The organism is Paraburkholderia dipogonis, assembly GCF_042680985.1.
Classification (GTDB): domain Bacteria; phylum Pseudomonadota; class Gammaproteobacteria; order Burkholderiales; family Burkholderiaceae; genus Paraburkholderia; species Paraburkholderia phytofirmans.
The window spans coordinates 1-20,291 of the sequence record NZ_JBHUFR010000010.1 but is presented as its reverse complement, the minus strand read 5'-3'; the positions used below and the strand labels follow the sequence as shown (position 1 = coordinate 20,291).

Sequence of the window (20,291 nt, the reverse complement as noted above, 5' to 3'; positions counted from 1 at the left end):
ATCCAAAACTATGACGACAACGGCTGACGCCGCGCATCAGTCCTGAGTGGCCATATCACTAGCGTCGGCCTGCACCAGTGCCCGCACGAGCAGGTAAACGGCTGGCAGGTTGTCGTCGTCACGCCGCCAGTCGACGGGTTCGTCGAGATCCATCCCGCACAAACGACTGTCCTCGAACCGCACAAACGTCGAACGTACTGTCTCGTTGTGCCTGGCCAGGAAGCCCCGATTCTCAAAAACCTGTTCATCGATTGTGAGCAGCGCGCGCCAGGTCGGCAATCGCGCGCTATTCGAGTGACGGCGACGACCCGTGTCGAGGTGACGACTTGCGACCGTGGCAATGATCTGCTGCAGGTCCAGCGACGCGCTGCGGAGCGCGCGCTCGAGGGCTGCGGGGTTGATCTCGTGGACATCCATATCAAGAGCAGCGTCGTTAAGCATATTGTTATCTTCCTGAGAATTCGCAGTAACTCGCAGCATCAAAACTGATGCTTCAACAATGCCCGGTTTCGCTGTGCCAACAATTCGCGGATCTGGGCTAGATGGTTGTCGCCGACCGTGCAGTCTTCAACAGGCCGGCTAAGTTGATGAGGCATGGGCGGACGCACGCCGAGATAGCGGCACACGGCGGATAGATACGGCTTGCCGTTGCCTCCCAGATGTCGTGCCGCGGCAGCCACACGCACGTCTCCGACATGCTTGCGCAACCACGCAAGCGTTTCGCGGTCACCGTCGTTCAAGATGCGGATGAGTTGGTTCATGGCCGATCCTGTATATAAAAACAGTACTGTAAATTTATACAGTATTCGGCCGGGATGCAAGTCAATTCGCAGGATGTCGGATTCGGCGGGAAGAGAAGAGGGCGATCAAGCTCGGTGCGCGGTCGGTCGTCGGCCGCGCGGAGGCGGCTGACGACGTACCTGTGCTCGATCTTCCGGTGTTTGGATGAGGGTCTGGAAGGTTCGGCCGGCGGGACGCAAGAGGTGCAACTTGGGCGTCGCATTAGCAACTGTGGGCATACCGGAGTGCCCACACTGCCATGAACTTTTCTACCCCGACGATCTTTTGATCAGCCCGCGTGTTCGAGCGCGCGCGTCGTCTGAAGTTTGCGCGGCCGGTCGCGCAGCAGCAGGGGCATCAAACGTCGGTTGGCGGTCTGCGCCGCCCACTCGCAATATGCGGCGCTGCCGAGCACCCAGCCCTTGAGCGTCGACTGCATCAGGTTATCGACATCGCGCTCGTCGAGAGCCTGTGCGCCCAGATCGCGGTAAGCCCGGTGGCGTTCGGACGGCGTATTGCCGAGCGCCCGGTAGAGCGGATGATCCTTGATGAAGCTATCGACACGCAGCCCGACGTGATGCGTATAGCTCGACCACGGGTAGTGTCCCGGCTCGACCACAAGGCGGTTGCGCACCGGCGCATGATCGATGGCCTGGCTCGCGAGCAGGAAATAACGGTCGGGTTCGATCACCGTCGCCTGGTACTCGCCACGCCACATTGTTCCGCGGCGCCCATGGCGGCGGTTGAAGGTTTCGACATAGCGACGGCAGACCGCCTGCATCGCCATGGCCACGCTCGACTCGTATGAAGGCGTGACAAGGAACTGTACCGCGTCGGGCATGAGTACCCACGCGTGGACTGCAAGATCGGCGACACGCGCTGCGTCGGCCAGGCAGGCGAGGAAGTACCGGTAGTCTCCTTCGTCCAGGAATGCGGGCCCTGTGAGCCCCTGCAGGATAACGTGCTGCGGTTGGTCTGGGACGTAGTGCCGTGCAAGCCGTGTCATGCTGAATTAACCGGGGAAATCCGATGTGAGAAAACGATCCGACAGGTGTCGGGCGCGTGACGTTGCGTAACGTGCGTATCGGAATAAATTCTATCGGTCGTGTGCGTGCGCTTGCGTCACGAACAGGGCTTTTTTCTGGCCTCTTTTCGATGATTTGCCGGTCGCAATCGGCATCTTTTTATGCCACCGCTGAATAGCAGTGGCGCACGATCCATCTTAAGACGCTCTGCCTATGTCATCCGGCACCAATATGTGTCCGTCTGAACGACAATACGTCGGTTGCGAGGGTCTCCGACAAAAAGAAAGCCCGCGCGAACGGCGGGCTAAATCCACGTCCATGGAGACATGGAGGAGACGTTCATAAAGGTCACCACATATCCTCGAATGACCTTGCATAACCGCTTGATTTTCGCGAGCGGCTGCGAAGCTCGTACCTATTTGACCTTCGCTGCAGCGGCGACCTTGCGCATTGCCTCTTGCGGGTCTTCATTCGAGTTCATGAAGCCGGTCACGACATCGGTAATCGCGCCTTCGGTGGCTGACGACTGAACGTCACCAAACGCAAACGAGGGAAAGAACGTTTTGGATTTAATTGTGGCCTGCTCATCCGCGTATGACTTCTTCGCGCAGGCGTCGAACTTGTCCATTGAAACATCCTGCCTGACCGGAATCGAACCCTTGTAAAGACTGAATTGCTCCTGGAAAGCGGGCGACATGATTGTCTTTGCCAACGCAAGCTGTCCGGGCGTCGCTTCTTTTTTGCCGTTCTGCTGGAAAAACACGAACGAGTCTACTGTGTAGGTAAAGGCGTTCGACGTACCAGGCGCAGCCGCGCAGATATAGTCGACGTCGGCTTTCTTGTTCGCATTCGCGAATTCACCCTTCGCCCAGTCGCCCATGAATTGCATCCCACCCGATCCGTTGATGACCATCGCTGTCGCGAGATTCCAGTCGCGACCGGTCGAGCCTTTGTCGAAGTAACCCTGAATCTTCCGGACAGTCTGGAACACCTGCAACATCTGAGGCGAAGTGAGTGTTTTCTGATCGAGATCGATCATGGCCTTGCGATAAAAATCCGCGCCCTGAGAAAGCACCACCGTCTCCCAGATGGTCATGTCTTGCCAGGGCTGGCCACCACGCGCGACGGGCGTAATGCCCGCAGCCCGAAACTTGTCGGCGAGCGCGAAGAATTCGGGCCATGTGGTCGGCGGCTTGCCGCCCACTTTATCGAGGGCGGCTTTGTTGATCCACAGCCAGTTGATTCGGTGCACCGAAAATGGCGCAGCCACGTAGTGGCCTTTTGACATCATGGTCGTGTTGATCTGCGCGGGGAGTTGAGCTTTCCAGTCGGTGGCGGACTTGTCTACATCGACCAACACGCCTTGATCGGCCCAGTCCTGTATCAACGGCCCCTTGATCTGCGCAGCCGACGGTGCGTTGCCGGACATGACCTGGGTCTTCAACGCCGTCATGGCAGCCGCACCCGCTCCTCCGGCTACGGCGAAGTCTTTCCACTCGTAGCCCTGTTTATCCATGTCGTCCTTAAGCACTCTGATTGCCTTCGATTCACCGCCCGAGGTCCACCAGTGCAATACAGAAAGTGACTCGGCAGCGCTTGCGACCTGTGCGCCCGTGGCGAGGGTCGATGCGACAATTGCAACTGACGTGAGTGTTCTTTTCATTGCTGTCTCCGTTAATTTTCTTTATGAATCACCAGGCAGGCGCACGCCACGATGGCGTGCGTTCACGCAGTCCCTACAGATCGAAACCGAGCTGGGCTTTCCCGAGGGGCGTCAGATCTTCGGCGGTTGCCCGTCCTACGAAGTCGACTTCGAAATGGTCGGTCGGGAAGTCGGGCGGGCTCTTGCCTTCAAGGAAGCTCGGCAACTGCCGCTTGAGGTATTCATCGTTCTTGGCACACGCGGGCGCCGACGCGATATACATCACGTTGCTGTAGCCCGCGCCGCGATGCGCGTCTTCGACCGCGTGGATCACGTCGCTGTGCCAGAACACGGTATCGCCCGCCTGCATGTGGGGAATCGATGAGAGCGCGTCGAACAGCGGCGCGTGAAATTCCGGCTTGATGGAGAGCGCGCGGCCTGACATCGCGCCGCACAGGTCGTCGTCGGCGACATCGTCCTGAAGGGCGCGCAACAGGATATAGGCCATCGAATTCGCAATGGGCACGAGTTGCAACGTGCCGTCGCCGGGACCTTGCGGCGTCAGTGCGGTCCAGCCCTGAAACGTGCGGAACATCGAACAGACCGCGGGCGACGCGATCTCTTCCACGTCGGGCCGGAACGCGGCATCGAACGGATCATATCGACGCCAGTTGCCGTCGAACACATGCCGGTACACCTTGCGGAAATTCGCCTCGATCCACCGCTCGACCGAGCCGCCGTCGCAATGCGCGGACAAGCCCAATGACTCGGAACCAGGCGGCCGCCGACGCATCCGGTCAGCGTAAACCGGCACTCGCTCCGGATCGAAATGGACCCGGCCTTCGCTTTCATTGCGCCACAGCCGGTTCAGAAAGACGCGTGCCGCAGTCAGCGACGGCGCCTGGCGCGCGAGGACTTGCGGCTTAGACCAGTACACGCCGTAAATCTGTGGCTTGCTCGACGCGAGCTGGCCGAAGTATTTGTCCTCGGCGCGGTTCTGCAGACGCGTCTCCAGGTCGTTGCGTTCGACGTAGTCCGCGATGTCACGGTCCCACCCTTCCACCAGCGCGCGGTCGAACACATTGCGGATCACGCATGCACCATGCGTTTTGATGAGTTCGATCTGCTCGGCGCTCATGCGCTGCTCCGCGATGTCGGAGAACTGGATTTCCGGGATCACGTTTTCGCCGCGATTGCGTTGCGCGGCGATTCTGCCGGCTTCGGCGCGAATCGCTTCATCGACCTCGGCGAAAACATCACGATAGTTCGGAAGTCGTGCGCGAAGCTCCTGCTTGGCCTGCCGGATGGCTGCCGGCAAATCGTCGATGATGAGTGCCATGGTCGTCTCCTTGTGGGTTCTGGTGTATCCGCAGGATAGGCTGACCGCACGCGTAAAAGTGATACCATTCAGACAATTTCTTTGCGTCTTCTGCCATGAAACCAGCATACGAACACGTCGAATTTGGCGACGACTGCTCGGTCCGGGTTTACCATCGGCGTCTGCCGCGCATTCCGTTCGAATGGCACCATCATCCCGAGTACGAACTGACTTTGACGCTGAACAGTCAAGGCAAGCGTTACATCGGAGATTCGATTGCGGACTATGTAGAGAAAGACCTGGTTCTCGTGCCGCCGAATCTTCCTCACACATGGGCGTCGAATCGCTCGATCGACGCGGCGTCCCCTCAGGTTGCCGTCGTGATCTGGTTCGGCGGCGAATGGGCGCGGCGACTGGCTGATGTCTGCCCGGAATATGCGCCGTTGCGTAACCTGCTACGGCGGGCGGCGTGCGGGCTGGCATTCAGTCCGGAGGTCGCCGCTGCCATGCACGGCCAACTCGACGATCTTCTGTCCAACGCGCCGCGCGAACGCCTTGCGGTCGTGCTAAATGTTTTGTGCGCGCTAGCGGAAGCACCCGGTGAACCGCTCGCTTCGCCTGCCGCGTTTAGCGACCGGACGGAGGGTCCTTCAGGTCACGAACCGGAGCGTATCAACCGCGTGCTTTCGATGATCGATTTGCGCTTCGCTGAACCTTTGCGTTTATCCGAGCTGTGCGAGGCTGCGAACGTGTCGGAGCGTTCTCTGGCGCGCTACTTCGAGCAGCACATTGGAGAGAGCGTCGGGCGATATATCGCGCGGGTCAGGATTGGACATGCCTGCCGGATGCTCGCGCACACCTCCACGCCTGTTTCCGTGATTGCAGCCCGGTCTGGATTTCCGAACGTCGCCAACTTCAACCGGCAATTCAAGGCGTTGAAAGAACTCACGCCCGGCGCTTACCGCAAACAGTTCGCGGCCGGCGAGATTGCCGAAACAGACACCGGTCCGCGGATCAACGAACGCTCATTTTCGTTGCAACGGAACCCGCGACTACCGAAATCAATTGCGTAACGCAGGCGGGCGGCTGGGCACCAAAATATTGGTCGGAGAATGGCGCTACGGGATTCCCCTGGGTCGCGGCGGTAGGCTTCGCGCAGGGCTGAGGAGCCGTGAGCGCGCAATGTGCCTGATACGGGCGAAAGATCAATCTGCGGCGGAGACTCAACCTAACCTATTGTTTTTTCTATAACAATCAACCGACGCTCAGCGACTCCCGGCAACGGAGACAGTGCGAAATGCAGCGACCAAAGTTCAACGTTAACCGAGTCTCGGCAAATCTCAACAACCGCAGCATCCCTTCTTGAATTTGTCACCACCCGTCCATATAATTAGCACTCACTGCACGAGAGTGCTAACAACATCGCCGGTTGGCTCAGCCAGCCGGGTTTTCTCAGCGTTCTTCAGTCTCAATCAAGAGAGGAGTATGTATGAACCTTCGTCCTTTGCATGATCGCGTGATCGTCAAACGTCTGGATCAAGAAACCAAGACCGCGTCGGGCATCGTGATCCCCGAAGCCGCAGCAGAAAAGCCGGATCAAGGCGAAATTCTGGCAGTCGGCCCGGGCAAGCGCGACGACAAGGGCGCTCAAATCGCGCTCGACGTGAAGGTTGGTGACCGCGTCCTGTTCGGCAAGTACGCAGGCCAGACCGTTAAGGTCGACGGCAACGAACTGCTCGTGATGCGCGAAGAAGACATCATGGCCGTGGTGCAGAAGTAAGCGGCAAGCCGCTACTTTTCCCGGTCATATCTTAAAGAATTCAAGGAGTTAGAAGATGGCAGCTAAAGACGTCGTATTCGGTGATTCCGCCCGTGCCAAGATGGTTGAAGGCGTGAACATCCTCGCGAACGCTGTGAAGGTCACGCTGGGCCCGAAGGGTCGCAACGTTGTCCTGGAACGCAGCTTCGGCGGCCCGACGGTCACGAAAGATGGTGTCTCGGTCGCGAAAGAGATCGAACTGAAAGACAAGCTCCAGAACATGGGCGCGCAAATGGTCAAGGAAGTGGCTTCCAAGACCAGCGACAACGCAGGTGACGGCACCACGACCGCAACGGTCCTGGCTCAGTCGATCGTCCGCGAAGGCATGAAGTACGTTGCATCGGGCATGAACCCGATGGACCTGAAGCGCGGTATCGACAAGGCTGTGACGGCCGCAATCGAAGAACTGCGCAAGATCAGCAAGCCGTGCACGACCAACAAGGAAATCGCTCAAGTCGGCGCGATTTCGGCAAACAGCGATTCGTCGATCGGCGACCGTATCGCTGAAGCGATGGACAAGGTCGGCAAGGAAGGCGTCATCACAGTTGAAGACGGCAAGTCGCTGCAAGACGAGCTGGACGTGGTCGAAGGTATGCAATTCGATCGCGGCTACCTGTCGCCGTACTTCATCAACAACCCGGACAAGCAAGTTGCCGTGTTGGACAACCCGTTCGTGCTGCTGCACGACAAGAAGGTGTCGAACATCCGTGATCTGCTGCCGGTACTGGAACAGGTCGCCAAGGCTGGCCGTCCGCTGCTGATCATCGCAGAAGACGTCGAAGGCGAAGCGCTGGCTACGCTGGTTGTGAACAACATCCGCGGCATTCTGAAGACCGTTGCTGTCAAGGCTCCGGGCTTCGGCGATCGTCGTAAGGCTATGCTAGAAGACATCGCGATCCTGACCGGCGGTCAAGTCATCGCTGAAGAAACCGGCCTGACGCTCGAAAAGGCAACGCTGGCTGAACTGGGTCAAGCGAAGCGTATCGAAGTGGGCAAGGAAAACACGACGATCATCGACGGTGCTGGCGAAGCCGCGAACATCGAAGCACGTGTGAAGCAGGTTCGCACGCAAATCGAAGAAGCAACGTCGGACTACGACCGTGAAAAGCTGCAAGAGCGCGTTGCCAAGCTGGCAGGCGGCGTTGCAGTGATCAAGGTCGGCGCTGCGACCGAAGTCGAAATGAAGGAAAAGAAGGCGCGTGTCGAAGACGCACTGCACGCAACGCGCGCAGCTGTGGAAGAAGGCATCGTGGCTGGCGGCGGCGTCGCACTGATCCGCGCACGTACGGCAATCGCCGGCCTGAAGGGCGCTAACGCCGATCAGGACGCAGGTATCAAGATCGTGCTGCGCGCGATGGAAGAGCCGCTGCGCCAGATCGTCACGAACGGCGGCGAAGAAGCCAGCGTCGTGGTGGCGGCAGTTGCTGCTGGCCAAGGCAACTACGGCTACAACGCAGCAACCGGCGAGTACGTCGACCTGGTCGACGCCGGTGTTGTCGACCCGACGAAGGTGACGCGCACGGCGCTGCAAAACGCAGCTTCGGTGGCGGGTCTCCTGCTGACGACCGACGCAGCTGTTTGCGAACTGCCGAAGGAAGATGCACCGATGCCTGGCGGCATGCCCGGCGGCATGGGCGGCATGGGCATGGACATGTAATCTCGATTGGGCCTCACTGCGAGGTCCAGTTGGAAGCACATGGGGAAGTGCGCCGCGAGGCGTGCTTCCCAAACAAAAAAACCCGCATTTGCGGGTTTTTTTGTGGGCGTTTGTTTCAGGATGAAGGGCGCGAAACAGACCGGCGCTTCGCGCCGGCCATCAACTATCAGTGCCGCGCTTCGCCCGGCGCCGCGTCCTTGCCGGCTGCCGGCGGCGTTTCGTCGTCGGCGCTGCGCGCCCAGAAGAACCGATCCGGCATATACGCGCCCATGCCCGGCCGGAACGCATTGCGCACGGCCTGGTACAAATACTCCTGCGCCTCGCGCACCGCTTCGGCGGGATCCTGGCCATTCGCCAGCAAAGCTGCGATCGCCGCGCCCAACGTATCCGTCAAGCCCATGATCCGCTGGCTGCCACGGTCCCACATGTCCTGACGCAACTGGCCGTCTTCGCTGAAGAGCGTATTGACGTGCCGGTGCGTGCCGGTTTCCGTCGACAAAATGTATTCGCAGCCTTGCGACAGCAGATGCGAGATGGCGGCGTCGAGGCTCGGAGCTTCGGCGTCGCCGTCCGGTTGGGCGAGCGCGAGCAGCGTGGCCGAATCGGCGACCAGCAAGGTGGTTTGCGGCGCGAGCAGGTCGGCGATCGCTTCGCGCAGTTCGTCGGCGGACAGCACGTGCTCGTCGTCGAGCGTGAAGTCGGGGGCGAGAATCAATGGAATATCGTCGTAATCGGCGACGACTTCGGCAATAGCGCTCACCACTTCCGCGCGGGTGCAGGCGCCGACCTTGAACGCGGCGATCGGCATGTCTTCGAGCAGCATCCGCGCCTGGGTCGCGACCACTTCGGGGTCGAGCCCGGTCACTTCGTCGCAGCTTGCCGAGTCGCGCACGGTGTAGCCCGTGAGCACGGAGACGCCATGGCAGCCCATGCTGGCAAGGGTCATGAGGTCGGCTTGCAGGCCGGACCCGCCGGTGGGATCGGAAAGGCCGAAGGTGAGGACGATCGGAGGCGTGTCGCTGGGCATGAAGATTTGCGGAAAGGAGCTGAATTTAGGCGCAGAGAGTGCGCAATCGACTCAATTATGCGGCCTAAACCGTCCCGAGGGCGTTTTTTCGCATCTCGCGATGTGTCGCAGCAAGCAGGCGCGGGCCGGCGCGCGGCACGACGCCGCGACCGCTGTGCCAGCCGACGCAAACTGCATAGCCAAAGGCCGTCGCACGCTACGATTGCGCGTTTCGATTGCTAGGCATTGGGGCGGCAACACGGTACCATCATGGCTCCCGTTTCCACGGACTCTACGACGCGACACAAGAATGGAATATCAAAGCTGGATGTGCCTGATTTGCGGCTGGATTTACGACGAAGAAGCCGGTTTGCCGGACGAAGGCATTGCGCCGGGCACTCGCTGGGAAGACGTCCCGATCAACTGGACCTGCCCGGAGTGCGGCGCGCGTAAGGAAGACTTCGAGATGGTCCAGATCTGAAGTCGGGAGCAGCCGGCAGGCCGGCTGCGGGCCGTGCCGCATGCCCGCGGCGCGGCATTGGCAAGGTGTTTCGCAGCCGCCGGCGTGACGCGCCGGATCGAACGCACGTGGTGCGCTCTGAGGTTTGCCCGAATGCGTCGACGCGGAACGTCCTCGGTCGCGCCGTGTCGCAACGTTAGTCTGTCATTGTCCCGTCGCCGGTTCGCGCGTTAGCCGATCAGTCTGCGTGCGGCGCGAGGCGACGGCCCGTCAGCTTCGTGTCGCCTGCCCATGACTCCTCAATCCGCTGCACCCGTTTCCTTCGATGCCTTGCCGAATCCGCGCGGCGGCGCTGTGCGTCCCGCCGAACTCGCGCTGGCTGAGGCGCTGCTGGCATTCGAACAGCACAGCGAGAGCACGTCGGCGTTGTTGCGGGCGTCACACGCATTGCGCGGAGCCGGCTGGCTGAGCGCACAGCGCTTCGCCGACGCGCTGGTGCGGCTGTCGCCGCTCGCGGAGGGCGATCCGGCCGACGCGGTCAACGCCCGGCCCGTGTTCGGCGCGGCCTTGCGCGACTTCCGCGCCGCGCTCGAGCGTCACAATCTGCGCGAACTGTCCTGTTCGCCCGTGCTGTTCAATCATTACCGGGCGCTCTGCGCGCATCTGTCGGAGCACACGCCCGGTTCCACCGTTGCCTTCGAAGATCTCGCGTTGACCGCGCGGCCGGTGCCGCCGGTCTCGCTGTACGCGCAGTCCGCCGATCAACTGGCGCATCTGCGGGCGCGCTATGAGCGCGCGCTGCTGCCGGTGCTGCGCTCGCAGGCCGACACCGGCAGTGCGGCGGCGCTGGCGGTTACCAATGCGGCCCTCGACGAACTGGACGCCGTGTTCGGCGAACTCGCCGGCCCGGAACCCTATGATTTCTGGCGCCTCGCGAAAGCTTGCGCCAAGGCGTTGCGAGTCAGCGGCCGCGCCGCGGGCGAAACCGACGCGCGGCGTTTTTACGCCCGTTGCAACCTCGCGCTCGCCGACCATGCGCGCGGCATCGAACTTGCGCCGCGCTCGCTCGTGCGCGCAACGCTTGCGCTGCTGTGGCGCGACTACGCGTTATTCGGCGCCGCCGCCGAAGACGCCGATCAGGTGGAAGTCCTGCACGACTACGGCTTGACCGTCGACTGGCACGTCGCGGCCACCCAGGCGTCCGAAATGCTGTGGGAAGCGGGCGCCGTGCAGGCCCAGGCGATCAGCGCCACGCGTAGCGCGTTGACACGTGAGTTGGGCGTGCTGGCCGTCAATGTGAACGCCTACGAAGATTTTCTGCAGACGGCGGATGCATCGATCTCCGCGTTGTCCGAGCATGCCCGTGCAGCCGAGCAGCCGGAGAAGGCCGATCCGAGCGAAGCGCTGCAAGCGGGCGATGCCGCTTATCGGCTCGGCTCCGCCGCATGCGCGCTGGGCCTCGGCCATGTGGCGCTGCTGGCCGATGCACTGGGGCTTGCGTGGCGCCGTCGCGCGCATGCCGGCGTCTCGACGCCCGCGGTGCGCGCGCACGTGATCGTCGGCGCGCCGGCGGCGAGCACGCTCGAGCAAGCCGCCGAAGCCTTGCGCGCCACGCTGCACAAAGTGGCGGCGGGCGTCGCGCCGCCCGGCGGCAACACCGCGCTGGCCGCCTTGACTCGCTCGATCGAGCAGGGCGGCGCGTGAGCGAGATGCGTGACCGAACCGGTAAGCCTCGCCCTCCGCCGGCCGGCAGCAACGGGCCGCAATGAGACAAGCCGGCGGCACGCAACCCGTGTGCCGCGAAGCCTCGCGAACCCGCACCGTGGCGAGCGCCCGCGTGCGTGATAGAGTGCAACTTGATTCGCCGTCGATGGCTCGCGGCACGTTCCATGGCACACATCGCGGTTCCACGCTCAAAGCCCCGCCATCCTGCATCGTCTTTGCTAAAATCCGAACTATGTCCAAGAGTACCGATCGCATCAATCTGACCAACCAGTTCCTGATCGCCATGCCGAACATGGCGGATCCGACGTTTTCAGGAACGGTGGTCTACCTTTGCGATCACAGCGAGCGCGGTGCGCTCGGCCTCGTGATCAACCGGCCGACCGACATCGACCTGCAAGCGCTCTTCAGTCGCATCGATCTCAAGCTCGAGATCGAACCCCTTCTCCATGTGCCCGTCTATTTCGGCGGCCCGGTGCAAACCGAGCGCGGCTTCGTGCTGCACGATCCGAAAGACGGCAACGCGTACACGTCGTCCATGTCGGTGCCGGGCGGCCTCGAGATGACCACGTCGAAAGACGTGCTCGAAGCCGTGGCGAGCGGCACGGGTCCGGAGCGTTTTCTCCTCACGCTCGGCCATGCCGGTTGGGGCGCGGGCCAGCTCGAAGAAGAGATTTCGAAGAACGGCTGGCTGACGGTCGAAGCCGACCCGAAAATCGTCTTCGACGTGCCTGCCGAAGAACGTCTCGAAGCGGCGCTGGCCTTGCTCGGCATCAACCTGTCGATGCTGTCGGGCGAGGCGGGCCACGCATGAGTCTGCCGGCCGGACGTGAGGCGACGCTGCTTGCGTTCGACTACGGTGAAAAACGCATCGGCGTGGCGGTCGGCAATTCGCTGACACGTCGCGCGCGGCCGCTCGTGATCGTGCAGAACCGCAGCCGCGAATATCGCTTCGAGGCAGTCGGTAAGCTGATTGCCGAGTGGAAGCCAAACGTGCTCGTGGTCGGCCTGCCATTGCATCCGGACGGCACGCCGCACGAAATGACGCAACTCGCGAAGCGCTTCGGCAACCAGCTGAATGGCCGCTTCAATCTTCCGGTCACGTGGGTCGACGAACGCTATTCGTCGGTCGAGGCGAAGGCGGAAATCCGCGCCGGCAACGGCCGCGCCGACATGCTCGACGCCGAAGCCGCGAGCATCATCCTCCAGCAATATCTAGACGGACTTTCCGACGATCATGAGTTCCATTGACGCCGAAGCGCTTTATCGCGCGTTGCTCGACCAGATTCGCGCGGTGTATGGCGACCAGCTCGGCGCCGGGCAAGACGGCGCCGAGGGCGCCGTGCTGGCCGGCATATACAGCGGCGGCGCGTGGCTCGCCGAACGGCTGGCGCGCGACCTGAAGCTGCCGAGCTTCGGTGTGGTGAACGTCGCGCTGCATCGCGACGATTACGCAAAAAAAGGCCTGCACTCACAGGCGAGCCCCACCTCGTTGCCGTATTCGGTCGACGGCCGCCGCATCGTGCTGGTCGACGATGTTCTCTACACCGGCCGCACGATTCGCGCGGCGCTCAACGAGCTGTACGACTACGGCCGCCCGGCATCGGTCGAACTGGCGGTGCTGGCCGATCGCGGTGGACGCGAATTGCCGGTGGCGGCGCGCTTTGTCGGCGGTGTGGTGAACATTCCCGCCGACGCCACGCTCGTCCTGGCCCGTTCGGACGGCGCGCAAGACCAGCCGCGTTTCACTTTTCACACTGAAGCACGCGTCGATTGAACGCGGCGCGAAACTGCGCGAGTGTGCCTCGAATCCGTCGCATTTCACGCTTCGCATCGAACCATCACGCGCCACGCAAAAGAGAATTTTCAAGCCGGTCGTCGCAGCTCAACGCGCGAAGCACAGCCTGGCATCGTCACACGCAGTCCGCATCGACACCGATCACGTTGAAGCCCGTATTTGAAGCAGGTACATCATGAACACCGCCACCCAGGCTCCCAAGGATTCCGCCGATAGCGCCGCCGAGCGCTTCCGTTACGGCTTCCTCAAGGGCAACCCGCAGCTCACGAAAAACGGCGAGCTCAAACATCTGTTGTCGATCGAGGGCTTGCCGAAGGCGATCGTCAATCACATTCTCGATACCGCCGACCAGTTCGTCAGCGTGACCGATCGCGAAGTGAAGAAGGTGCCGCTGTTGCGCGGCAAGTCGGTGTTCAACCTGTTCTTCGAGAACTCGACGCGCACCCGCACCACCTTCGAGATCGCCGCGACGCGTCTGTCGGCGGACGTGCTGAATCTGAACATCAACGCGTCGTCCACCAGCAAGGGCGAGTCGCTGCTCGACACGATCAACAACCTCTCGGCAATGCATGCCGATATGTTCGTCGTGCGTCATGCGTCGAGCGGCGCGCCGTATCTGATCGCCCAGCATTGCGCGCCGCACGTGCACGTGATCAATGCCGGTGACGGGCGTCACGCGCACCCCACACAGGGGCTGCTCGACATGTACACGATCCGCCACTACAAGAAGGATTTCACGAAGCTGCGCGTGGCGATCGTCGGCGACATTCTGCATTCGCGTGTCGCGCGCTCGGACATTCACGCGCTGACCACGCTCGGCGTGCCGGAAGTGCGTGCGATCGGTCCGCGCACGCTTTTGCCGGGTGGCCTCGAACAGATGGGCGTGCGCGTGTTCCACAACCTCGACGAAGGCCTGAAAGACGTCGACGTGATCATCATGCTGCGTCTGCAGAACGAGCGCATGAGTGGCGCGTTGCTGCCTTCGGCGCAGGAATATTTCAAGAGCTGGGGCCTGACGCCGGAGCGCCTCGCGCTCGCCGCGCCCGACGCGATCGTGATGCATCCGGGACCGATGAACCGGGGCGTCGAAATCGACTCGCAGGTGGCCGACGGTCCGCAATCGGTGATTCTGAATCAGGTGACTTTCGGTATCGCGGTGCGCATGGCGGTGATGGGGATTGTCGCGGGCAATCACGATTGATCTTGCAGATGCAGATGCAGATGCAGATGCAGATGCAGAGCGCCGCGTCACTCACGCACAGTACGAACCCGCGGCACGTCACGCGGAACTAGCTGAACTCAGCTGAACATAAGGCAGCGCATGAAGATTCATATTCAAGGCGGCACGCTGATCGATCCGGTAGCGGGCACCGAACAGCAGCAGGACATTTTTATCGAAGCGGGCAAGATCGCCGCGATCGGCAACGCGCCTGCGGATTTCCACGCGGAGAAGACAATCGGCGCCCAAGGTCTCTGCGTCGTGCCGGGCCTCGTCGATTTGTCCGCGCGTCTGCGCGAACCGGGCTACGAACACAAGGCGACGCTTGAATCCGAAATGGCCGCCGCGCTCGCGGGCGGCGTGACGAGCCTCGTCTGCCCGCCGGACACCGATCCGACGCTCGATGAACCGGGCCTCGTCGAGATGCTCAAATTCCGCGCGCGCAATCTGAACCAGGCGCATGTCTATCCGCTCGGCGCGCTGACGGTCGGCCTCAAAGGGCAGGTCATCACCGAGATGGTCGAGTTGACCGAAGCGGGCTGCATCGGCTTTTCGCAGGCCGACGTGCCAGTGGTCGACACCCAGGTGCTGATGCGCGCGCTGCAATACGCGAACACCTACGGCTATACCGTGTGGCTGCGTCCCGTGGACGCCTATCTCGGCAAGGGCGGCGTCGCCGCGAGCGGCGCACTGGCGTCGCGGCTGGGGCTCTCGGGCGTGCCGGTGTCGGCGGAAACCATCGCGCTGCACACCATTTTCGAACTGGTGCGCGTGACCGGCGCGCGGGTGCATCTGTCGCACGTGTCGTCGGCGGCGGGCATTGCGTTGATGCGCGCGGCGAAGGCCGAGGGCTTGCCGGTGTCGTGCGACGTCACCGTGAATCACGTGCATCTGATCGACCTCGACATCGGCTATTTCGACGCGCAGTTCCGGCTCGACCCGCCGCTGCGTCAACAGCGCGATCGCGAAGCGATTCGCGCGGGCCTGGTCGACGGCACGATCGACGCGATCTGCTCCGACCACACGCCGGTCGACGACGACGAAAAGCTGCTGCCGTTCGCCGAGGCGACACCCGGCGCGACCGGGCTGGAGCTGTTCCTGTCGCTGACGGTGAAGTGGGCCGATGAGGCACGCGTGCCGCTCGCGAAGGCGCTGAACCGCATCACCACGGCGCCGGCCGATGTGCTCAAGCTGGACGCGGCCGGCCGTATCGCCGTGGGCGGCGTGGCCGATCTCTGCGTGTTCGACCGCAATGCGCATTGGCGTGTCGAGCCGCGCGCACTGAAGAGTCAAGGGCATAACACGCCGTTCCTCGGCTACGAACTGCCGGCGCGCGTGCGGGCGACCATCGTGTCCGGGCACGTCGCATTCGAACAGGACTGATCGCCGCGGTGTTGCTACGCGCATTGTCCCGCTTATAGGCCAGATCACTGGCCCAATCAGGAACGCTCCGACCATGAAGCTCGCGTTACGCAAGGCCCGTCTCGTCGTTCATCTGCTGCACGGCATGTGGATCGTGGCGACGCGCTTTCCCAAAGCCAGCGCCGAGGTGCGTCACACGCTCAATCGCGAATGGTCGCTGAAGATGTTGCGCCTATGCGGCATGCGGCTCGTCGTGCATAACGACAGCGCGCGGCTCGATCGCGGCGCGCTGGTGGTTGCCAACCACATTTCGTGGATCGACATCTATGTGATCAACGCGTGGCGGCCTACGCCGTTTGTCTCGAAGGCCGAGATCCGGCAATGGCCGGTGGTCGGCTGGCTCGCGCAGCAACTGGACACGGTGTTCATTCAGCGCGAGAAGCGCAGCGACGCGAAGCGGATCATGCATGAACTGTCCGACCGCCTGAGCGCCGGGGAGCTGATGTGCGTGTTTCCCGAAGGCACTACGTCCAACGGTCTCGCGGTGCTGCCGTTTCACGCGAACATGTTTCAGGCGGCCGTGTCGGCCTCCGTGCCGGTGCAGCCGCTGTGCATCATGTATGAAGACGCGCAAGGCCGGCAATCCACCGCGCCTGCCTATATCGACGATCTGTCACTCGCCGATTCGCTGAATCTGCTGCTGCGAGGCGGACCGCTCATCGCGCATATCTATGTCTGCGCACCGCTCGCGCCAGGCGCGGACCGGCGCACATTGGCGGCCGAAGCGGAAGGCGTGATCGCGGCCGCATTGCGGGATATGCAGAGCGGCGCTGCGATGACCGGCGCGGTGATGGCGGAGCGAGCCGCGACATCCGCCGCCGTGGCAACGCTGATCGAAGAACCGGTTGATCAGGTCGATCAGGTCGACCGGTCAGGGCGTTCGGCCTGAAATTCGTCCTACGGTCGACCCCGACACGTTACTGAGCCGGCGCGGCTGCTTAGTTGCCACCGGCCGCGGCGCGGCAGTTCTCGCACTCGACCTGTGTCAGCGTGCGTTCCGCGGGTTTTTGCGCAAGACGCACGGCGGACAGTTGTTCGCCCCATACGCAGCCTGAGTCGAGACCGATCAGGTTGTCGCGCAGAATCAGGCCAAGCGCGGCCCAATGACCGAACACCACGGTCACGTCGGCGGTCTTGCGCGAAGGGACGTCGAACCACGGCATGCAACCCGGCGGCGCCGCATTCAGGCCGCCGCTGCTGCTGAAATCCATGGTGCCTTCGGCGTTGCAGAAGCGGATGCGCGTCAATGCGCTGCATGTCAAACGCAGCCGCTCGATGCCTTTGAGTCCGGGTTTCCAGCGGTTCGGCTCGTTGCCGTACAAACCGGCGAGCGTCTCCTTCCAGTTTGGCGCGCGCAGGGCGCGCTGCAATTCGTCGGCGAGTTCGAGCGTGAGGTTCACGTCCCACTGCGGCAGCACACCCGCATGAACCATCAGCATGCCATTGTCGAAGTGCGCGATCGGACGGTGGCGGATCCATTCGAGCAGGTCGGCGGCGTCCGGCGCGGCAAGAATCTCGTCGATCGTGTCGCCTTTTTTCGACTTGCGAATCCCCGCCGACACCGACAGCAGATGCAGATCGTGATTGCCCAGCACCGGCACCGCCTGCTCGCCGAGCGCGATGACGTCGCGCAACGTAGCCAGCGACTCCGTGCCGCGGTTGATCAGGTCGCCCGCGAACCACAGCGGCGTGCCGGCCGGCGGCGCGGCCTTGGCCAGCAGGCGCTGGAACGGCGTGCGGCAGCCTTGCAGATCGCCGAAAGCGAGCGGGTGTGGGGACGGATCGGAAAGAGCGGAAGACGTAGTGGCGGGTGTCATCAAGGAAGTGGGTGCGGTTTGATACACGCTGTTACGCACGAGGCGTGCCGCGTTGGGCAATGCAACATATTAGCGTGACATAATAGCCCGTTTGAAGGCTTGATATCGGGTGAGGCGCCGCTGGCAAGCGGCTCGGCTCGGGGCGCTCACGATATTGCGACACAACAGGATGACTTTCATGAATGGAGAAAGCATGTCGTCTTTTCATGCAGAGCAACCTATTCGTACGCTCGTCACCGGGGCAAGCGGCTTTACGGGCCGCTATCTGGTCGACAACCTGCTCGGCCGCGGCCACACCGTGATCGAAACGATCGCCGGGCGCGACGAGCCGGAAACGCGGACGCGCCTGCGGCTCGACATCACGTCGCCGGATGCCTGCCGGCGCGCGATCGAAATCGCGCGGCCCGACTACATTGTCCACCTCGCTGCGATCAGCTTCGTAGGCCATAACGACCCGCTCGACTTTTACCGCGTCAACGTGATCGGCACGCTGAATCTGCTGGAGGCGTGCGCCGCCGCCGGTCATACGCCGCGCAAGCTGCTGATCGCGAGCAGCGCGAACGTCTACGGCAACGTGACGAGCGCCGCGATCGACGAGAGCTTTCCCGTCACGCCGGTCAATCACTACGCGGCCAGCAAGGCGGCGATGGAAACGATGGTGCGGACCTGGTTCGACCGCCTGCCGATTCTAATCGTGCGGCCGTTCAACTATACCGGCCGCGGCCAGGCGTCCAACTTCCTCGTGCCGAAGATCGTCGAGCACTTCGCGCGCCGCGAACCGTCGATCGAACTCGGCAATATCGACGTCGCGCGAGATTTCTCCGACGTACGCTACGTGGCGAGCGCCTACGAAGCGTTGCTCGACTCCGAGGCCGCCTCGGAAACCGTCAATGTCTGCACGGGCACGCCCTTCACATTGCGCGAAGTCCTCTCGGCGGCGAGTGATCTGACCGGGCATGAACTCGAGATTCAGATCAATCCCGCCTTCGTGCGGCAGACCGATGTGAAGATGCTGGCCGGCTCGCCAGCCAAGTTGCGCACGCTCGTGCCGAAAGTCGAAGCTATCCCGTTCATGGATACGCTGCGCTGGATGCTGGCGGCATAATCAGCCGCATTTGCGCGACGATCCGCCATCTTTTTGCGTCACCGTGACGCGCGACTTTCGTTCGCGTATAAACAATCATAATGCCTCGCATTGCAGGCTGATTTGATCAGGTGTGTGCGGCGTTTGCTTCCGTTTTTCCCAGTGCATTACGCTCAGTAAGACCGCTAGCCGTTCCGTCGGCGCGGCGGTCCATCACGCTTGCGGCCGTTTACTGCAACATGCGTCACGAAAGTGTGACGGCCGAATTAACTGATGGAAACCAAACTTGTCAAGCTGTTTCAAGTTGTTAGGGTTCTAGTTTTTGCCTTTGGCGGCTTTATAATCGGGGCTTCATAAGATTGGCGTTTGAGCGCCCACCCGTAGTGCACAGGGGCGGCGGCGGGCGTCCACAAGATTCCGACACCACAACGCGTGGTGGCAGATCAGTCAAACCATTTCGATCTGCCACCAACATCTAGAAGGGAATTTCATGATTCTGGTAACGGGCGGCGCCGGTTTTATCGGCGCCAATTTCGTGCTCGACTGGCTCAATGCGTCGGACGAAGCGGTACTGAACGTGGACAAGCTGACGTACGCCGGCAATCTGGGTACGCTCAAGTCGCAACAAAACAATCCGAAGCACGTTTTCGTGCGCGCGGATATCTGCGATCGCGCCGCGCTCGACGCGCTCTTTGCCGAGCATAAGCCGCGTGCCGTGTTGCATTTCGCCGCCGAAAGCCATGTGGATCGTTCGATCCACGGCCCGGCTGATTTCGTGCAAACGAACGTGGTCGGCACCTTCACGCTGCTCGAGGCGACCCGTCAATACTGGACTGCGCTCGGCGAGGCCGACAAGGCCGCGTTCCGTTTCCTGCACGTGTCGACCGACGAAGTGTTCGGCTCGCTCTCCGCCACCGATCCGCAATTCTCCGAGACCACGCCGTACGCGCCGAACAGCCCTTACTCGGCTACCAAGGCAGGCTCCGACCATCTGGTGCGCGCCTACCATCATACGTATGGTTTGCCGGTGCTCACCACGAACTGCTCGAACAACTACGGTCCGTACCAGTTCCCCGAGAAACTGATTCCGCTGATGATCGCCAACGCGCTCGGCGGCAAGGCTCTGCCGGTGTATGGCGACGGTCAGAACGTGCGCGACTGGCTGTACGTCGGCGATCACTGCAGCGCGATCCGCGAAGTGCTCGCGCGCGGCACGCCGGGCGAGACGTACAACATCGGCGGCTGGAACGAGAAGAAGAATCTCGACGTGGTCCACACGCTGTGCGACCTGCTCGACCAGTTGCGCCCGAAGACGGGCGCGTCGTACCGCGATCAGATCACGTATGTGAAGGATCGTCCGGGCCACGACCGCCGTTATGCAATCGACGCGCGCAAGCTCGAACGCGAACTCGGCTGGAAGCCTGCGGAAACGTTCGAAACGGGTCTCGCGAAAACGGTCCAGTGGTATCTGGACAATCAGGCATGGTCGGACGAGGTCGCCTCCGGCGACTATCGCAAGTGG

20 protein-coding genes are annotated in these 20,291 nt (G+C 62.2%); 13 read left to right on the top strand and 7 right to left on the bottom strand.

The annotated features are described in order from the left end of the window. Positions 1–36 precede the first annotated feature (36 nt). The 5 genes from ACFSNN_RS12600 to ACFSNN_RS12580 form a co-directional block, all read right to left on the bottom strand. Positions 37–441, bottom strand: coding sequence for a DUF2471 domain-containing protein (locus ACFSNN_RS12600; protein WP_134457009.1), 405 nt, complete (start codon positions 439–441; stop codon positions 37–39). A gap of 38 nt (positions 442–479) precedes the next feature. After that, complete coding sequence (locus ACFSNN_RS12595) at positions 480–761, bottom strand: hypothetical protein (RefSeq protein WP_134457008.1); 282 nt, start codon at positions 759–761, stop codon at positions 480–482. 308 nt (positions 762–1,069) lie between these two features. After that, the gene (locus ACFSNN_RS12590) at positions 1,070–1,786 is read right to left on the bottom strand and encodes a transposase (protein ID WP_134457007.1); all 717 of its coding nucleotides are present in this window, start codon (positions 1,784–1,786) and stop codon (positions 1,070–1,072) included. Between the two features lie 434 nt (positions 1,787–2,220). Then, positions 2,221–3,468 (bottom strand): ABC transporter substrate-binding protein, encoded by a 1,248-nt coding sequence (locus ACFSNN_RS12585; RefSeq protein ID WP_134457006.1) that lies wholly within the window; start codon positions 3,466–3,468, stop codon positions 2,221–2,223. A 73-nt stretch (positions 3,469–3,541) separates the two neighbouring features. Continuing rightward, positions 3,542–4,786, bottom strand: a complete 1,245-nt coding sequence (locus ACFSNN_RS12580; protein ID WP_134457005.1) for a DUF1479 domain-containing protein — start codon at positions 4,784–4,786, stop codon at positions 3,542–3,544. A gap of 95 nt (positions 4,787–4,881) precedes the next feature. Between ACFSNN_RS12580 and ACFSNN_RS12575 the strand changes: the two genes are divergently transcribed. The 3 genes from ACFSNN_RS12575 (at position 4,882) to groL (ending at position 8,241) form a co-directional block, all read left to right on the top strand. Next, positions 4,882–5,838: a helix-turn-helix domain-containing protein gene (locus tag ACFSNN_RS12575; RefSeq protein WP_134457004.1), complete on the top strand. Its 957-nt coding sequence runs from the start codon at positions 4,882–4,884 to the stop codon at positions 5,836–5,838. Between the two features lie 416 nt (positions 5,839–6,254). Then, a complete protein-coding gene (gene groES, locus ACFSNN_RS12570) occupies positions 6,255–6,545 on the top strand; it encodes a co-chaperone GroES (protein ID WP_007178996.1) in 291 nt (96 codons plus the stop codon). Positions 6,546–6,600: 55 nt separating this feature from the next. Then, entirely contained in the window at positions 6,601–8,241 is a 1,641-nt protein-coding gene (groL, locus tag ACFSNN_RS12565; RefSeq protein ID WP_106310160.1) for a chaperonin GroEL, read from the top strand. A gap of 166 nt (positions 8,242–8,407) precedes the next feature. Here groL and ACFSNN_RS12560 read toward each other — a convergent pair whose 3' ends face one another. Next, positions 8,408–9,268 (bottom strand): hydroxymethylpyrimidine/phosphomethylpyrimidine kinase, encoded by an 861-nt coding sequence (locus ACFSNN_RS12560; RefSeq protein ID WP_134457003.1) that lies wholly within the window; start codon positions 9,266–9,268, stop codon positions 8,408–8,410. Between the two features lie 289 nt (positions 9,269–9,557). On the opposite strand from ACFSNN_RS12560, the gene ACFSNN_RS12555 reads away from it, so the two are divergent. The 8 genes from ACFSNN_RS12555 to ACFSNN_RS12520 all read left to right on the top strand — a co-directional run bounded on the left by ACFSNN_RS12555 (position 9,558) and on the right by ACFSNN_RS12520 (position 16,757). Next, a complete protein-coding gene (locus tag ACFSNN_RS12555) occupies positions 9,558–9,728 on the top strand; it encodes a rubredoxin (protein ID WP_006047743.1) in 171 nt (56 codons plus the stop codon). A gap of 270 nt (positions 9,729–9,998) precedes the next feature. Then, positions 9,999–11,411 carry a hypothetical protein gene (locus ACFSNN_RS12550; RefSeq protein WP_134457002.1) on the top strand — a complete coding sequence of 471 codons (1,413 nt, stop codon included), beginning with the start codon at positions 9,999–10,001 and terminating at the stop codon, positions 11,409–11,411. Between the two features lie 253 nt (positions 11,412–11,664). Beyond that, the gene (locus ACFSNN_RS12545) at positions 11,665–12,243 is read left to right on the top strand and encodes a YqgE/AlgH family protein (protein ID WP_007178990.1); all 579 of its coding nucleotides are present in this window, start codon (positions 11,665–11,667) and stop codon (positions 12,241–12,243) included. Beyond that, entirely contained in the window at positions 12,240–12,680 is a 441-nt protein-coding gene (gene ruvX, locus ACFSNN_RS12540; RefSeq protein WP_134457001.1) for a Holliday junction resolvase RuvX, read from the top strand. The genes ACFSNN_RS12545 and ruvX overlap by 4 nt, the downstream gene beginning before the upstream one ends. Beyond that, positions 12,667–13,206: a bifunctional pyr operon transcriptional regulator/uracil phosphoribosyltransferase PyrR gene (gene pyrR, locus ACFSNN_RS12535; RefSeq protein WP_134457000.1), complete on the top strand. Its 540-nt coding sequence runs from the start codon at positions 12,667–12,669 to the stop codon at positions 13,204–13,206. Before ruvX ends, pyrR begins: the two co-directional genes overlap by 14 nt. A gap of 196 nt (positions 13,207–13,402) precedes the next feature. Further along, a complete protein-coding gene (locus ACFSNN_RS12530; RefSeq protein ID WP_134456999.1) occupies positions 13,403–14,428 on the top strand; it encodes an aspartate carbamoyltransferase catalytic subunit in 1,026 nt (341 codons plus the stop codon). Positions 14,429–14,548: 120 nt separating this feature from the next. After that, a complete protein-coding gene (locus tag ACFSNN_RS12525) occupies positions 14,549–15,829 on the top strand; it encodes a dihydroorotase (RefSeq protein WP_134456998.1) in 1,281 nt (426 codons plus the stop codon). Positions 15,830–15,902: 73 nt separating this feature from the next. Continuing rightward, entirely contained in the window at positions 15,903–16,757 is an 855-nt protein-coding gene (locus tag ACFSNN_RS12520; RefSeq protein ID WP_134456997.1) for a lysophospholipid acyltransferase family protein, read from the top strand. Positions 16,758–16,806: 49 nt separating this feature from the next. Here ACFSNN_RS12520 and ACFSNN_RS12515 read toward each other — a convergent pair whose 3' ends face one another. After that, complete coding sequence (locus tag ACFSNN_RS12515; RefSeq protein ID WP_134456996.1) at positions 16,807–17,685, bottom strand: symmetrical bis(5'-nucleosyl)-tetraphosphatase; 879 nt, start codon at positions 17,683–17,685, stop codon at positions 16,807–16,809. A gap of 193 nt (positions 17,686–17,878) precedes the next feature. Here ACFSNN_RS12515 and ACFSNN_RS12510 point away from each other — a divergent pair, with 193 nt between their 5' ends. Further along, entirely contained in the window at positions 17,879–18,790 is a 912-nt protein-coding gene (locus ACFSNN_RS12510; protein WP_134456995.1) for a GDP-mannose 4,6-dehydratase, read from the top strand. A gap of 469 nt (positions 18,791–19,259) precedes the next feature. Continuing rightward, positions 19,260–20,291: dTDP-glucose 4,6-dehydratase (gene rfbB / locus ACFSNN_RS12505; protein WP_377779176.1), on the top strand; the 1,032-nt coding region annotated here is incomplete at its 3' end.